The 15,436-nt window shown below is 57.3% G+C and carries 16 protein-coding genes; 7 read left to right on the top strand and 9 right to left on the bottom strand.

Going from position 1 to position 15,436, the window contains the following annotated elements; all coding sequences use genetic code 11:
• Nucleotides 1–3: 3 nt before the first annotated feature.
• The gene (locus tag J4D25_RS03795) at nt 4–621 is read right to left on the bottom strand and encodes a LysE family translocator (protein WP_057716628.1); all 618 of its coding nucleotides are present in this window, start codon (nt 619–621) and stop codon (nt 4–6) included.
• Nucleotides 622–805: 184 nt separating this feature from the next.
• On the opposite strand from J4D25_RS03795, the gene J4D25_RS03790 reads away from it, so the two are divergent.
• Nucleotides 806–1,258: an Lrp/AsnC family transcriptional regulator gene (locus J4D25_RS03790; protein ID WP_057715306.1), complete on the top strand. Its 453-nt coding sequence runs from the start codon at nt 806–808 to the stop codon at nt 1,256–1,258.
• 173 nt (nt 1,259–1,431) lie between these two features.
• Here J4D25_RS03790 and J4D25_RS03785 read toward each other — a convergent pair whose 3' ends face one another.
• Nucleotides 1,432–1,887, bottom strand: a complete 456-nt coding sequence (locus J4D25_RS03785; RefSeq protein ID WP_057715305.1) for a VOC family protein — start codon at nt 1,885–1,887, stop codon at nt 1,432–1,434.
• A gap of 186 nt (nt 1,888–2,073) precedes the next feature.
• On the opposite strand from J4D25_RS03785, the gene arsN2 reads away from it, so the two are divergent.
• The 3 genes from arsN2 to J4D25_RS03770 all read left to right on the top strand — a co-directional run bounded on the left by arsN2 (nt 2,074) and on the right by J4D25_RS03770 (nt 3,795).
• The gene (gene arsN2, locus J4D25_RS03780) at nt 2,074–2,523 is read left to right on the top strand and encodes an arsenic resistance N-acetyltransferase ArsN2 (RefSeq protein WP_079246766.1); all 450 of its coding nucleotides are present in this window, start codon (nt 2,074–2,076) and stop codon (nt 2,521–2,523) included.
• Between the two features lie 150 nt (nt 2,524–2,673).
• Nucleotides 2,674–3,447 (top strand): ParA family protein, encoded by a 774-nt coding sequence (locus J4D25_RS03775; RefSeq protein WP_057715304.1) that lies wholly within the window; start codon nt 2,674–2,676, stop codon nt 3,445–3,447.
• 132 nt (nt 3,448–3,579) lie between these two features.
• Entirely contained in the window at nt 3,580–3,795 is a 216-nt protein-coding gene (locus J4D25_RS03770) for a hypothetical protein (RefSeq protein WP_057715303.1), read from the top strand.
• 201 nt (nt 3,796–3,996) lie between these two features.
• Here the strand turns inward: J4D25_RS03770 and puuE are convergent, their stop codons facing one another.
• Complete coding sequence (gene puuE / locus J4D25_RS03765) at nt 3,997–4,890, bottom strand: allantoinase PuuE (protein ID WP_057715302.1); 894 nt, start codon at nt 4,888–4,890, stop codon at nt 3,997–3,999.
• Nucleotides 4,890–5,762, bottom strand: a complete 873-nt coding sequence (locus J4D25_RS03760; RefSeq protein WP_057715301.1) for a GNAT family N-acetyltransferase — start codon at nt 5,760–5,762, stop codon at nt 4,890–4,892. Before J4D25_RS03760 ends, puuE begins: the two co-directional genes overlap by 1 nt.
• Before the next feature lie 421 nt (nt 5,763–6,183).
• On the opposite strand from J4D25_RS03760, the gene J4D25_RS03755 reads away from it, so the two are divergent.
• Nucleotides 6,184–8,046: an ABC transporter ATP-binding protein gene (locus J4D25_RS03755; protein ID WP_057715300.1), complete on the top strand. Its 1,863-nt coding sequence runs from the start codon at nt 6,184–6,186 to the stop codon at nt 8,044–8,046.
• A 119-nt stretch (nt 8,047–8,165) separates the two neighbouring features.
• Here the strand turns inward: J4D25_RS03755 and J4D25_RS03750 are convergent, their stop codons facing one another.
• From J4D25_RS03750 to J4D25_RS03735, 4 genes are all read right to left on the bottom strand, one after another.
• A complete protein-coding gene (locus J4D25_RS03750; protein ID WP_057715299.1) occupies nt 8,166–8,585 on the bottom strand; it encodes a VOC family protein in 420 nt (139 codons plus the stop codon).
• A gap of 160 nt (nt 8,586–8,745) precedes the next feature.
• Nucleotides 8,746–10,098, bottom strand: coding sequence for an SLC13 family permease (locus J4D25_RS03745; protein WP_057715298.1), 1,353 nt, complete (start codon nt 10,096–10,098; stop codon nt 8,746–8,748).
• 169 nt (nt 10,099–10,267) lie between these two features.
• On the bottom strand, nt 10,268–11,062 hold the full coding sequence (scpB, locus tag J4D25_RS03740) for a methylmalonyl-CoA decarboxylase (protein ID WP_057715297.1): 795 nt from the start codon (nt 11,060–11,062) through the stop codon (nt 10,268–10,270).
• Nucleotides 11,059–12,288, bottom strand: coding sequence for a CaiB/BaiF CoA-transferase family protein (locus tag J4D25_RS03735; RefSeq protein ID WP_057715296.1), 1,230 nt, complete (start codon nt 12,286–12,288; stop codon nt 11,059–11,061). The genes scpB and J4D25_RS03735 overlap by 4 nt, the downstream gene beginning before the upstream one ends.
• 180 nt (nt 12,289–12,468) lie before the next feature.
• Between J4D25_RS03735 and J4D25_RS03730 the strand changes: the two genes are divergently transcribed.
• The gene (locus J4D25_RS03730) at nt 12,469–13,413 is read left to right on the top strand and encodes a LysR substrate-binding domain-containing protein (RefSeq protein ID WP_057715295.1); all 945 of its coding nucleotides are present in this window, start codon (nt 12,469–12,471) and stop codon (nt 13,411–13,413) included.
• A gap of 680 nt (nt 13,414–14,093) precedes the next feature.
• Entirely contained in the window at nt 14,094–14,315 is a 222-nt protein-coding gene (locus J4D25_RS03725; protein WP_057715294.1) for a hypothetical protein, read from the top strand.
• 186 nt (nt 14,316–14,501) lie between these two features.
• Here the strand turns inward: J4D25_RS03725 and J4D25_RS03720 are convergent, their stop codons facing one another.
• Complete coding sequence (locus J4D25_RS03720) at nt 14,502–15,413, bottom strand: LysR family transcriptional regulator (protein ID WP_057715293.1); 912 nt, start codon at nt 15,411–15,413, stop codon at nt 14,502–14,504.
• Nucleotides 15,414–15,436: the final 23 nt, after the last annotated feature.

Here is a 15,436-nt window from a genome sequence, read left to right as displayed (position 1 = left end):
CAATCAAGCTGGCATCTGTTCGGTAAACAGCGTCACGGCGATGATGATCATGGTCGCTCCGGAGAAACGACTGACCCACTGAGCAGCGGCTGGGCGTGCCTTTAGAACAACCTGTGAGCCAAAACCGACCAGGAGATAAATAACGCCACAACTGACGGTGTGGACAAGCCCGAGTGCAATCATCTGCGTCGGTACAGGCCAGGGGGCAGTGGCATCGGCAAACTGGGGCAAGAGCGCCAGGAACAGCAGGAACACTTTCGGATTCAAGCCGCTGACGCAAAGCCCCTTGAGCGCCCAGCGCAACCATGAGCCTGACGCCTGAACTTCATCGGTGTGGGGTGTGGAGGGACGGGTGAGCATGTTGATGCCCAACCAAAGCAGGTAACCCGCCCCGGCCACCGTCAGCACTGACATGACCCCAGGATGGTTGGCGACCAGGGTGCCGACACCAGCGGCTACCACCAATGTGGCAATCAGGTGGCCGGACAGCAGTCCACCCACAGCCGGTATGACGACGCGATGCTTCAGGCCAGCGGATATCGCGTAGGCCCAATCCGCTCCGGGCGTAACGACGAACAGAAACGACACCGCCCAGAAGGCAACAAAGACACTGAAGGTCATGGCGTCACCCACGCCCGTTCATCAATCATCGCGTTATTCATCATCCCGCCTCTCATAGGCCGCCCCTCTTGTTTCCTGAAGAGGAGTACGGCTGTTAATGGATGGGGGAAGATTAATGAAATGTTGTTAGAATTAACTTTCAAATGTGGTCGTATTTTCGTCACAGTGAGGGAGATTATTCTACGTGGACAGAACTGACCGGAAGATTCTTGCCGAGCTGCAAAAGGATGGCCGTCTTTCGGTCACTGAACTTGCCGAACGCGTCGGCTTGAGCCTTTCACCCTGTCATCGGCGAGTGCGGGCACTGGAGGACTCCGGTGTATTGCTGGGCTACCGTGCGCAGCTTGATCCCGGTGCACTGGGCCTGAATTTTTCCGCAATGGTATTTGCCACGCTCCGCGAGGGTGACCGGCAAGCCGTCGAGGCGTTCGAGGCGGCGCTCATTGAATTACCTCAGGTGGTCGATGCCCAACGGTTGTTTGGGGAGCCGGACTACCTGCTGCACGTCATTGCCCAAGACTTGCCCGCCTTTCAAAGGCTTTACGATGAGAGCCTCTCGACATTGCCTAATGTGCAACGGCTCACCTCGACCCTGGTCATGAAGCGGGTCATTCAAGACAGACCGCTACCTTTGTGATCGGCGCGGCACATCTTCTGTTTATTTCAGGATTTTGTGGGGGGGAGGCTGCTTCTGACCGGTTCTGTTGAAAAAGTGGTTCCCCTGTCTGTCAGTACAGGTGTTTCTCGGGCATGCGAAAAATGGGTATGACCGTTGAATCCACAGCAAGCAGACGCTTATCGCCGCATCACTCAGGCAAATGCAGCTTCTACAAATGCCTCTAGCGCCTTGTCTTCCAGGATTTCGATAGAGAAGTGCCCGAAGCGCTTGGGCAACCAGATAATGCGTGTCCCGGACGGGGATTGCAGGTTCGCGCGGGCCAATGGCTTTCCGTTTTCGTCTTCTGGCTGAACACCGGCGACCATCAGTTCGTCATAGGCCTTCTCGATGTCCGGCGTCGAATAGCAGTGGCGATAAATCATCCCTTCACCCGAGGAGTCCAATAGCTCCCTCAGGTTACCGGCCAACGGCTGTACTAACATGAAACGCTCTTGACCGATCAGCGCAATCGCGTAGCGCACGTGCAGACCACCTCGCTCCCAGACGAGCGTTTTGGAGATCCTGGCGTTCAGTATCTGTACGTAATAAGCACAGGCTTCGTCGAGATTCTTGACCAATACATCGATGTGACTGAACTTCAGTTCCATTGCATGCCTCCTGCCGACCCTGCGTCCTATTGACCATTGATGAGAAATGGGTACCGATCTTGAGAGTGCTCAATCACAGACCGAGGTCAGCATGCCATTAACCGCTCTCTTGCGTTGCAGTGATCTTGTCGACACCGGTAATTACTACCGTGAAACTCAGTGAGTCAGCAGCAAGGGTGGGTGACAATGCAGGCAAGAAAAGTAGGGCCGAGTGATCTGGGTCATCTGTGTAAGTCATTGAGCCAGGCAGGGCTGCCCTTCAGTGATGTCAGTGAACCAGATCGACAGTTTTACCGGTTCGAAGTGGATGGGGAGTGGGTGGCTTATGGAGGGCTCGAAGGTGCGGGTTCCGATCTGTTGCTTCGCTCAATAGTCGTTTGTGAGGCGCATCGTGGAGAGGGGCTGGGTAAAGCGGTGTTGTCTGAACTGGAACGCTATGCGGTCTCTCAAGGCGCAGTCCGATTGCACCTGTTGACTCAAGGCGCTGCTGGTTTTTTCTCTGCCAATGGATACGAACTGCTTGGCAGGGACGAGGCGCCTGCGGCTATCACCCAGACAGTTCAATTCAAGCATTTGTGCCCTGCATCGGCGAACTATCTGCGCAAGTTGCTTAACGGTCCTCCTTGTACTGATTAGTCATTGATGTGCATCAGCACTCCGAGTGATTGAAGCTGGCCTGATGGACGGGCTGTCGTAAAACTGTAATGTTGCGGTCATAGAATTGAAATGACTACTTAGATTTTCCTTCAGTTGGCCTTAGGCCACTTTCATGGATGAACAAGCCCGATGCGTCGTGTCGTATTCAATCAGAAAGGTGGTGTTGGAAAATCCAGCATTGCCTGCAATCTTGCCGCTGTAAGTGCTGCCGAAGGTTACCGAACGCTGCTGGTTGACCTCGATCCCCAGGCAAACTCGACTCACTACCTCACGGGACTACTCAACGAGCGCATTCCCGCAGGCATAGCCGATTTCTTCAAACAGACACTGTCCAGCGGCTTCGAAGGCAGAAGGAATCGAGTGGCCATAACCGAGACCCTTTACGACAACCTTCACCTGGTGGCTGCCAGCCCTGAACTCTCAGACATTCAGGCAAAACTTGAGAGCAAGTTCAAGATCAACAAGCTACGCAAGTTATTGGTTGAGCTGTCCGGGGATTATGAACGCATCTATATCGACACACCTGCGTCGCTGAATTTCTACACATTCAGTGCACTGGTGGCTGCCGATCGAATACTGATTCCGTTCGATTGCGACAGCTTTTCTCGTCAGGCGCTGTATCGCGTTCTTGCGCAGGTAGAAGATCTACGTAGTGATCACAACGAATCACTGGAAGTGGAAGGGGTGGTGGTCAACCAGTTCACCGAGCGCACTGGCATGCACCAAAGTCTCATTGATGAGCTGTTGGCAGAAGGTTTACCTCTGCTACCGGTTTACCTGAGCAGCTCCGTCAAGATGCGTGAATCTCACGAAGTTTCAGTCCCTCTCGTCCATTTGGCTCCTCGCCACAGGCTTTCGCTGGAGTTTGTTGGCTTGCTGGATGCCCTGGAGCGGGCCGCTTAGCTTCATCACTGATGGATTCGGCTAGCGTCGACTCAGCCGGAGTCGGTGATTCAGAACCCGTTCGTGCAGCTGAAACACTGGCGAAACATTCCAGCCTTATGATTCGCGTCACTGAAACCTGGGGGGTTGGAGATGAATCGGCCATCAAGAAGCATGCGCAAACTGCTCGACTCCGTCGCAACCAATAATGAGGTAGCGGCGCTTGATGTGATGCGCGCAGCAGAACAGCTCCAGGACGAGGTGCTTCGTCAGCGGTTGCTCAACATGATTCACCAGCTCAACCGCGATGCCAATGACTTGCGGATGGCGCGCGACGATATCCAGGGCGGCACCATAAAGCTTGCATGACCAGTCATCTCTTCTGGGTTCAGCCGGTGGATCCCGCCACCACCGCAGCGAAGTTGTTCATTGTGGATTAGCGGATTGAGGTGTTGAACCGCATAGCGCGCCCACCCGATTTGTTTGTAGCCAGCACGGTCGCGTACTGGGGTTCGAAATATATTGCCACTTCATTGAGCGTGGCTCAGGCCGTCCCGAGTTACTTATCACTCAGGCGGGGAATTGGGCAATCCAGTGCCTGGCAATCTCTTCGCGCCTACAGATCCACACTGCGTCGTGGCCTTGCACGTAATCCAGAAAACGCGCCAGCGCCATCGCACGACCAGGATGGCCACTGATCCGTCCATGCAGGCCGACGCTCATCATCTTCGGGTGGTGCGCGCCCTCCTGCCACAGCAGGTCGAAAGCATCCTTGAGCAGTCGGAAGAAGTCTTCACCGCAGGCGAAACCATTCGCCAGCAGATAGCGGGCGTCGTTGTTGACCAGCGTGTAAGGGATCACCAGGTGGGCGGGCGAGCCCGGGAGCCAATAGGGCAGGTCATCGTTGTAAGCGTCCGAGCTATAGAGAAACCCACCTTCCTCACGCAACAGGCGGCGGGTGTTCTGGCTGACCCTTCCTGTGTACCAACCTGTGGGGCGTTTACCGCAGATCTGCTCGATCACGTCGAGGGTGAGGCGGATATGGCGCCGCTCCTGGTCTTCAGGCATGTCGCGATAGTCCAGCCAACGGTAGCCATGCCCGGCAATCTCATGTCCGGCAGCGCAGAGCGCATGGCCAATCGCCGGGGTGAGTTCCAGTGCTCGGCCGACGGCGAAAGCGGTCAGCGGCAGGCCTCGGGCGCTGAACAGCTCCAGAATGCGCCACACGCCTGCGCGCGATCCGTATTCGTACATGCCCTCTACGCTCAAGTCCGGTTCCCCCACACGCGGCGGACGGCCCGGTAGCTCGTGAAGCCAGGCCTCCGACTGTGCATCGCCATTGAGGATGCATGACTCCGCGCCCTCTTCGATGTTGAGTACGAACTGGACCGCGACGCGCGCCTCACCGGGCCAGCGCGGGTGGGGTGGGCAGCCGCCATAACCGATGAGGTCGCGAGCGGACATCAGCCCAGCTCGAAAGTCGTGACGCCGAACACACGTTCGTGCGCGATCGCCGGAGGAGGGCCGAGGTACATGCGTGCGCAGCCGAAAACTTCGATCATGCCCTGTTGGTGCACGAGCGCCATCGCGGCGGGGTTGTTCTGCGGGGCATCGAGAAACAGCGGGCCACCCTGCGCAAATTCCGCCAGGCGCGCGTAGAGGGCATTGGCTGCCAGGGCGTCATCGGCGAACAAGGGGCCGATCTTGCAGCCTTCCCGGCAGCGCCTGATTACGCCATAGCCGCTTAGCCTGCCCTCGCGCCGGCAACCCACGGCGAGTGCATCGGCTTGGGCTATCCATCCGCTCAGGAAGGTTGCGCGCGCGGCGGGGAAGCAGGTGCGGTCGTAATCGACAATCTGATCGAGCGGGAAAGTGGCCAGCGGGACGATATCCTGGCCGTCTACTTGCGAGGTCGCCGGGCGTTCGGTGATCTCGGCACGAAAACGCATGTTGCGATGGGAGAAGACGAAACCGCCCTTGGCGTAGTAGTCCTGCATCGCGAAGACGCCGTCCATGCCGATGCTCGCGCCTGGGCGCAGGCGGGCGAGGAGTCGCTCGCGGCGTGCGTGCCAGAGGGTATTGCCCAGACCTTGACCGCGATATTCAGGCCGGACGATGAAAAAGCCCATGAAACCGAATTCGCCATCGTAGGAGGTGATGGCACCGCCGCCGATCAATTCGCCGCCCCGGGACGCCGCGATGAAAGCGGCAGGGTCCGTCGCCCAGAACAGCTCGGCATCGTGGAGACCGGGATTCCAACCCTCACGGGCAGCCCAATCGACGAGCTCGTCCAGCTCGGGACGGGTCATGTTGCGTATGACCAGCTGATTCGACACCGCGAAGTTCTCCTCAGTCGCTAATCGAGCGTGTGGTCCATCCCCACTCTGAACCCTTTCGGTATAGCTTCAACCCGAGTTTTGATCCAGTTCGTCACGTCATCTGCAGAATATGTTCGGTCCCATTGAATTGTCCTGAACGCGAGGCCCGGTTGTTTTCTGCTGCGGAAACCATGGTCGACTTTTTCAACAGAGTCGGCCGAAAGCGGTCCTTGGATGAGCGTCCGGTCTTGGCCTGTTCCCTTCGATACCGGCCGATTTATCCCTGCCGACCGGGTCTCTGGCAACGTTTGATAGCCCGCACCCGGCAACCCAATCCTGGGAGCGACCTGCCAACAGCGCCACATCTCAACTTCGCAAAACCCTCAAAGCAACCGTTCAATGGCAGAATCCCCTCAACTTGATCGTTTTGGAGAACACCATGCTTCGTGCGTTTGAACGAAGGCTCGACCCCTTTCCTCCTGACGAGGTACCACCGCCACCCGATGGCCTGGCTCGCTTTCTGTGGGCCTGTACGCGGGGCGCCCGCGGTTACATCCTTGCACTTGCGCTACTAAGTGCCGGTGTGTCGATTTACGAAGCCTGGCTGTTTTCCTTCCTCGGGCAGGTCGTGGACCTGCTCTCGACCTGGCAGGCAGGCGGTGAAGCGGCTGCGCAGGAAAGTCGCGTGTTGTGGGGCATGGGCATCGTAATGGTGACCAGTGTCGGGCTGGTGGCATTGCGCACCATGGTGCAGCACCAGATATTGGCGATTAACTTGCCGTTGCGGCTGCGCTGGGACTTCCATCGCCTGATGCTGCGACAAAGCCTTTCGTTTTTTTCCGATGAGTTTTCCGGCCGAGTCACCACCAAGGTGATGCAGACTGCGCTAGCGGTGCGCGACGTGCTATTCACCCTTATCGAGATCGTGCCCGGGATCGGGGTGTATTTCATTGCGATCATCGCACTGGCCGGTGGCTTCGCTTTGAAACTGATGCTGCCTTTCGTTGCCTGGGTCGTGTTGTTCGGCCTGGCCATGCTGTACTTCGTGCCCCGTCTGGGGAAAGTCGGGCAGGAACAGGCTAATGCGCGGTCGATGATGACCGGGCGTATCTCGGACGCCTACACGAACATCACTACGGTGAAGCTGTTCTCCCACTCCAATCGTGAAGCGCACTTCGCGCGCGCAGCGATGGAGGATTTCAAGCACACCGGCTTTCGCCAGATGCGCCTGGTAAGCCAGTTCGAAATCGTCAACCAGGCATTGGTGGTGGCGTTGATCATGGCAGCAGGTGGTTATGCCCTGTGGCTATGGCACCAGGGTGAGGTCGGCGCAGGTGCCGTGGCGGCAATCACCGCCATGGCGTTGCGTATCAATGGCATGTCGAACTGGATCATGTGGCAAATGACCTCGCTGTTCGAGAGCATCGGCACCGTACAGGATGGCATGGCGACGCTGACCCAGGGCACCAAGGTGCAGGACACGCCGGGTGCCGGCGTGCTGGTGACCTCCGGCGGCGCGGTAACCTTCGATAAGGTGAGCTTCAATTACAATGGCGAACGCCAGGTGCTCGATGGTCTGAGCCTGAGCATCCGCCCGGGCGAAAAAATCGGCTTGGTTGGCCGCTCTGGCGCCGGCAAATCCACGCTTATCAACTTGCTGCTGCGTTTCTATGACGTCGACAGCGGGGAGATTCGCATCGACGGCCAAAACATCGCACAAGTGACGCAAGACAGCCTGCGCGGCTGCATCGGTATGGTCACGCAGGATACCTCCCTGTTGCACCGTTCCATTCGCGACAACATCGCCTACGGCCGTCCCGATGCGACCGATGCGCAAATCCGCAGCGCCGCGGCCAGTGCCCAGGCCGATGAATTCATAAGCCAATTGAGCGACCGGCAAGGCCATACCGGCTACGACACCCTTGTGGGGGAGCGGGGCATCAAGCTGTCGGGCGGCCAGCGCCAACGCGTCGCGATTGCCCGGGTGATGCTCAAGAATGCCCCGATCCTGCTTCTTGACGAGGCCACCAGCGCGCTGGACTCGGAAGTCGAAGTGGCCATTCAGGAAAGCCTCGATGAAATGATGCAGGGCAAGACTGTGATCGCCATCGCCCATCGGCTGTCCACGATTGCAGCCATGGATCGGCTCATCGTCATGGATGACGGACGCATCATCGAACAGGGCACCCACACCGAATTGCTCGGGAAGAATGGCGTCTATGCGCGGCTTTGGCAGCATCAAAGCGGCGGGTTCCTGGGGGAGGATAAGGGCGTGGTAGAAGAGGCTATGGATCAGGCGTGAGTGTGAAGGGTACGCAGCAGGGGGAGGGGCGCCGACTGGCCGATAGCGGCCTGACGCGATGGGCAGCTACCGACCGGTTGAATCCACAACCCAAAGCTGACGGTCGGCTTGGCTCAGATTCAGATTGAGCAAGCCGGTCTCTCACCCAACCGCTCTACCAACCTTACGAGATAACCGTCGGGATCCTGGACGATGAATTCGCGCTGGCCTACTTCTACATTGTCCGCCCGATACCAGGTGTCTTTGCATTCTCGATAGAGAGGGAATCCAACCTGATCAAGTTTTTGGATGATGGGTGCGACAGCCTCAACATCAATCTGCAGGTTGATGCCTCTTCCAAACGGCTCAGTCAGCCATTGACCCGCGTCCGAATCAACCTGTTCAAGCATTACTTGAGCACCATTCAAATCAAGGTATGCAAATCCATCTTCCGGGCGTTGATAAGCTACTTTGAACTCCAGGCAAGAAACCCAAAAAGCCAGGCTGCTATCCAGGTTGCTTACCATTAACTCCGGAACCAGTTTGTTACGTTCGAACATGAGATGACTTCCATTTCAAAAGGCTCATTTTTGCGGGCGGGCAGGTTCTGCACTTATGGCTTCGATTCTTCCCTTCCGAAAATCGTGCAGGAATTTACCCCTCGTGGCAGGTGACGGAAAAATTGAGTCCATCAGGCTGATCAGGGCCTGACCCGAAAGCTCAGAGCACCCCGGGCACCACCAGGGTCAACCAGGCAACACAGGGTCCCACCAGGGCAACCACCGCGCTATAGATCAGCAGACTGCGCAACACTTTTTCTCGCTCCAGCGGGGGGGTATTGGCAACCACCAGCGCACCATTGGTGGAGAACGGGCTGGTGTCGACGATGGTGGTGGAAATGGCGATAGCCGCGACCACGCCGACCGCACTGATGTGGCCTTGGCTCAAGAATGGCACGGCCAGGGGAATGATCACCCCTAGCAACGCCGTGGACGAAGCGAAGGACGAGATAATTGCGGCAGTGAAGCACAGCAGCAAAGCGACCAGCAGCGGTTCACCCAAGCCGGAGATGCCATGGGCGACATAGTCGATGGTACCGATGGTCTGCATCACTCCGATGTAGGTGATGATCCCGGTGATCAGCAGAACAGTCGACCAACTGACCTTGTCAATGGCCGCCTTCTGCGCCTTGGGCGCGAACATGGCCAGGACTACCGCGACCGTCATGGCCACCAACCCGATATTGAACTTGAACACTAATGCCGAGATCGCCAGGGCCAACAGCCCGACCAGCGTCGACAGCTTGGCCCCGTCCAGGCCGCTGAGGGTATGTAGCGGCGCACCGGCACCCGTCAGGTCAGTACGATGATAAGCAGGGGACGCCGGCGTACCACCGTGGCCAAGAATGGCCAGCGATGCACCGGCAGCATGCAATTCGGGACCGGACGGGACCACCACCAATGACAGGCGAGCGCTACGTAAACCACCGAAGACTACGAATACCACCATGGCAATCCCCAGGTTGAACAGCAGGCTGGCGATGAACAGAGTGAACGGTGCATAAGGCAGCCCGGAGGACGCAACGATCTGATTGGTTATGCCACCGAAAATACTCACAGGGGAAAAACTGCCGCCTTGAGCGCCGTGAATCACCATCAGTCCCATGAGCACGGGGTTGATGCGGTACTGCACGGCGAAGTTGAGAGCAATAGGCGCGAGGATCGCTGCCACCGCAGGGCTCAGCGCACCGAAACCGGTGAGCAGCGCCGCCACCACGAACATCACCCAGGGTATCCAGGCGACATGGCCACGCACCATCAACACTGCCCGTTCGATCAGCCAGTCGATGGTGCCGTTGTTCTGGGCGATGCCGAATAAATAGGTGACACCGACCAAAGTCAGGAACAGGTCACTGGGAAAGCCGGCGAAGATGGTCGCCGGTGTCATGTCCATTATCACCGAACCGACGATAAAGACCGCCGCGAACGCCAGCGCGCCCATATTGATGGGCAACACGCTGGCGATACCGAAAATGACCACCAGCACTAAAATCGACAGAATTTCATTATTCATTTCAATCTGACTCCCCGCATTCGGACGGTCCCGCAGGTACCGTCCTTGTTGTTATTGTCTCGGGATGTTTAGCAATCGACTCGCGTCGGGCCGAGCGTGACGAAACGAGGAAGCGTGGCTTGCCTGCGAAGTCGATCGTACAAACACAGAAGCTTTCAACGATGTCGTGCTAATTGCCATTAAATGCTGCTGGCCGGCGCTCGGCAAAGGCTGCCAGTCCTTCGCCAAAGTCAGCACTTTCGCAGGCTTGTCGGCGCAGTTCGGCAATCTGCTCCATCGCCTGCACCGGAATCGGTTGCAGGTCTTCGAGGATACGCATCTGTTCCTTGACCGCCGCAACGGCTAGCGGCGCTTTGCAGGCGATGCCGTGTGCCAGTTCCAGCGCGGTCGCTTCCAGCACATCAGTGTCGACCAGTCGGTTGACCAGACCAAACCGTTCCGCCCGCACCGCATCGAGCTTTTGTGCAGTGAAAAACATTTCCTTCAACACATGAATCGGCAAATTGTTGAAGAAGCGCAGCAATCCACTGGTGGTGTAGGGCAATCCAATGTTCACCGGAGTCATGGCAAAGCTTGCGCTGCGGTCCGCGACGACCATGTCGCAGCTCATTACCAGATCCACCGCGCCGCCCCACACCGAGCCGGACACCAGGGCAACCACCACGCCGGGATAGGCGCGGATGCGGCGCAATACCTGTTCGAGCGGTTTGCCATAGGCAATCGGGTCGCGGTCGTGTTGCAGTTCGCGGATATCGTGGCCGGCACTCCACACGGATTGGCCGACTTCGCTGCCGAGGATCACCACCGGGATGCGTTGTGACGCCAGTGCGATGAGGCTTTCGTCGAGCGCCGTCAGCAGTTGCGCGCTGAGTGCATTGCGGTGTGTGGGGTTGCTGAAGACCAGCCGCGCGATGCGTTCATCGACCCGGTTGACGGTCACTGTTGTGGAAGAGGCTGAATTCATTGTGCGGCTCCTGTCGATTGCGCGCCGGTCATGTCATCGGAGTTCTGGAACACTATTTTAGCGGCGAGCAGTGCGTTGATTGATGCAGCGTCGAAACCGGCTTCGCGCAATACTTCGACGGTGTGTTCGCCAAGCAGCGGCGGTGGGCGGCTGACAACGCTGTCATTGGCGCAGAACACCGGGGTCACTACCTGACGCAGTGCACCAAGGGTCGGGTGCGTGAGTGTCTCGGTCAGTTGGCTGTGCAGCACCTGCGGGTCGTCGAAGACCTCATCGAGTGTGTTGATCGGGCCGGCGGGTAATCCTGCGTCGACGAACAGCGAGGTCCACTCGCGTTTGCTGCGGGTTTTCAAACGACTTTCCAGAATCTCTCTCAATTCGTCACGACGTTCGACCCTCGCTTCATTGGTGGCGAAGCGCGAATCATCCGGCAGCTCGGGCAAATCGAGCAGTATGCACAAACGCCCCCACATGGCCGAGGTGATCGGCGCCAGATTGAGCGGGCCATCCTTTGTCTGGAACACGCCGTAAGGTGCAATCACCGAATGGGCGTTACCGGTGCGGCGCGGCACATCCCCCAGGCTGAGGTAGCGTTGGCCGTGCACACTCAGCAACCCGACCAGACTGGCCAGCAGCGACGTGCTGACATGTTGGCCACGCCCGGTGCGCTCGCGCTCGAGCAGCGCGGCCAGCACCGCTGTCACCAGCCACATGCCCGAAGTCAAATCGCCGATGGCGGTGCCGGTGCGTGTCGGGTCGCCATCGACGAAACCGGTCAGGCTCATCAGCCCCGAGTAGCCTTGGGCGATCTGGTCGAAACCCGGCCAACTGCTCATCGGCCCGTCGGCGCCAAAGGCGTTAATGCTGCCCAATACCAGTCGCGGATTGCGGGCGCTGAGCACCTCATAACCGAGGCCCATGCTTTCCAGCGTGCCAGGTTTGAAGTTCTCGATGACGACATCGGCGTCATCGATCAACTGCTGGATAGTGGTCAACCCTTCGGGGGTGCGCAAGTCAATGCACATGCCGCGCTTGTTGCGGTTACACGATAAGTAGTAGGTGCTCACGCCACGGTCGAAGGGGCCCCAGGTGCGGCTCATATCACCAGTCGGGCCGGGCTCGATCTTGATCACATCGGCACCGAGGTCTGCCAGCACCATGGTGCAGAACGGCCCGGACAGTGCGCGACTCAGGTCGACGATTTTCACGCCTTGCATAGCTTGCATAGGGTTCTCCATTGAAGGGTTGAATACCGGTCATTGCACTAAGGCCTTTGAAGCGCCATTCGCCTGTGACGACCGTTAGCGCTTCGTGTTGTGAGACGAGTCTAGGCGCCGTATCTCATAACCTTCAAATATGATATTTCTCTACAGTCATCGGAAAATCATATGGCTTGGGAGGTACACATGGACCTGCGCCAGTTGCGGTATTTCATCAAGGTGGTCGAGTGCGGGAACATCACCCGCGCCAGTGAAACGCTGCATATCGCGCAGCCAGCCATCAGCCAGCAGATGCGCAACCTGGAACAGGACATGGGCATGCAACTGCTCGAGCGCAGCGTGCATGGCGTTGTTCCCACGGCGGCCGGGCAAACGCTTTATCGGCATGCCATCGAACTGCTGCGCCAGGCCGACGGCACCCACGAACTGCTGCGCCAGGACGCCGAATTCCCGCAAGGCAAAGTCTCGGTCGGCATGCCGTCGAGTACGGCGCGCATGCTGGCAATTCCGCTCGCACGCACGATTCGCAGCCGTTATCCGGGTATCAAGTTGGAATTGATTGATTCTCCGAGCGCCGAACTCGGACGTCTGATCACGGTAGGGCGAGTGGCACTGGCGGTGAATGTCGATGTGGTCGAAACCCGGGGCATGGCTTTCCGGCGGCTGTTAACCGAAACGCTGTATTTGGTGGCGTGGCCGGAATTTTCATTATCGGATGAACCGGTGTCGATTGAGGCATTGGCGAAGATGCCGCTGGTGCTGCCCTGTGCTCCGAACACCATTCGCAGTCGGGTCGAATTTGCACTGCAGGAGGCCGGCCTGAAATGCGAGGTTGAATTCGAAGCCAATTCCACCGACCTGTTGTTCTCAGCCGTCAAGGCGCAGCTCGGTGTCACGATCCTGCCGTGGGCCGCGGCCCATGTTGAGCTTGTGCAACACAGGCTCAAACTGGCCAGGATCGATCATCGACTGTTCAAGCGGGATCTTTCGCTGTGCTGGCATGACACGGTTGTAGAGAGCAATGCCGTGCAGAAGGTCAAGTCGACCATTTTCGAGCTGTTCGAGGCGTTCGAGCGGCAGCCGGGGTGGGCAGATGAACCTGTCAAAGGAAGGAACCTCCAAGACTACTGACAGGCTTTATTGGGTCGGAAGTAGTCGTTCGTGAGCGGCTGCTTTTTGCTGTGGATTCAACCGGTCGAAGCCCAGGTTCAGGCAAAAGCTCAAGGTGCGGGTAAACCGGAATTTGAATGTCGGATTCTCTGAACGTTTCGCTCAGGACGGTGTAGTGGGCAAGCTCAGCGTCTTTGCTTCGAGCATTTACCCACCTGTCGCATCTTTTGCCACCTCGTCACTCAGAGAAGTTTGCACAGGAGCAAATTGAGCTTCGTTGTTGTCGATTGAACAGCGGGCAAGGTTTAGTGATAACAAAAGCACACCTTCGCCGCGCAATTTCATTCAGGTTGAGAGGTGAAAATCATGAACAGCATCATCTACATTGTCGGATTAGTAGTGGTGGTCGCGGTTGTCCTGTCGTTCCTGGGATTTGCATAACTTGTGCGTTAATCCCTCAACGTTATGTCCATTTTTTTGTCGTGGACGTTCACCTCATTATGCTTTGCGTTGATGAATGGGCGTCCCGTCTTAGGTCTCATTTCCGCAACCGAAAGACCTGGCTATGGCACGCCGGTCTGTATGTTGTTGGTGGGGGTCATCATCAATCCTTCTGACTGGGAAATGCCACACGTCGTCCTTGGTGAACATTGCGCTGCTCGCATGGCTCTATCGCAACAAGGGCTTTGGGAGTCGTAATCATGTACGAAGACCGAAAAGCGCAAGCGCTTGAGACATGGCAATCAATGCTGGCTATGCCCGAAATTCGAGCGACTGCTCAAGAGCAATACGAAGAATTACTTCGGCTCGCCGAGGACTATTCAATCAAAGGTTTCATCAATCGTGACGAGCGAAAGGGCTTGGTTATGGAGGCCACGAAGCGATATGCCCATTCGGTGGAAGATGTCCATAAAGGAGCATGAAGGCTAAAAATTTTCGCCTCGTCGTAATAGCTTCTGGTCGAGCACGCCCGGTTCTCAATCGTCAACTTTTGGCCAATTGATGCCTATCACGAGGGGCAGAGTACATCCCAAGCCACCAAGCGATTAGCAGCCGATCATGAAGGGCTGCCATCGACCAAAAAACCATTTTTACGCATCAACCAGCGATTAGCTGCGTTCAGGTTTTCCTGCGTTTTTTATCCAGGTATCAAGCTCCGTAACCATTTTACTGACCTCGCTATCTTCCCGTTCCGAGGGGCGAACGATTGCGTTCCAGGCGATATCCAGGCCGTCATTCAGGGCCGCCCACGCAAGCTCCCCACGCTCCAGGCTGGGGGTTACCAAATCCCGTTGCAATATGCTGATTCCGTATCCTGAGCGGACCAGTTCAACGATGGCTTCGATCAACTCCACCGTGATCATGCGGCGCGGCAAGATGCTGGCGGGGGCGAAGAAACGGTCATACTCCCAGCCACTGGCGCGATCGGTCGAATACGTCACCAGGTTGTAAGTCTTGAAGTCTTCCGCATAGATATTTTTCCTTCCCGCAAGGGGATGATCGGTTGCCATGATTGCAATCAAATCGTCCCGAAAAAGTGGCAACTTCGCGACACCGCTAGGCACCATGCCGTCATCGATAATGGACACATCCAGTCTGCCTTGCATCAGGCTCGCGTAAACGTCGTTACGGGGCACGGTCACCAGTGTGATTTCGATGTCCGGCCGAAGACTTGAGTAGTGCTTGATGAATTTTGGAATCCAGCGAAATGGGCCGTAGGAGGTGACACCCATACGGACAAACGCTGTGACGCCACCGGCCATGGACCGGGCCTCAGACTCAGCCTCATTGAGTATGGCGATGATGTCTTTGGCGGCCCGTTCCAGGCGCACGCCGGCAGGGCTGAGTCTGAGCTTTCCTCCTGATCTTTCCGTCAGGCTCACACCTAGCCGCCGCTCCGCTTCGCGTATGCGGTGACTGACGGCTGAAGGTGTCAGCCATAAACGTTCGGCCACCGCGGTGATCGAATCGACTTCCGACAAGGTTTGCAACATCACCAAGTGATCCAGCGTCAGTCTCATGGTTATACGACCTGAAAATAATT

This window comes from Pseudomonas sp. GW456-L13 (assembly GCF_017350115.1).
Lineage (GTDB): Bacteria > Pseudomonadota > Gammaproteobacteria > Pseudomonadales > Pseudomonadaceae > Aquipseudomonas > Aquipseudomonas jessenii.
Note: the sequence above shows the minus strand (reverse complement) of the source record. Positions and strands in the feature narration are given on the sequence as shown.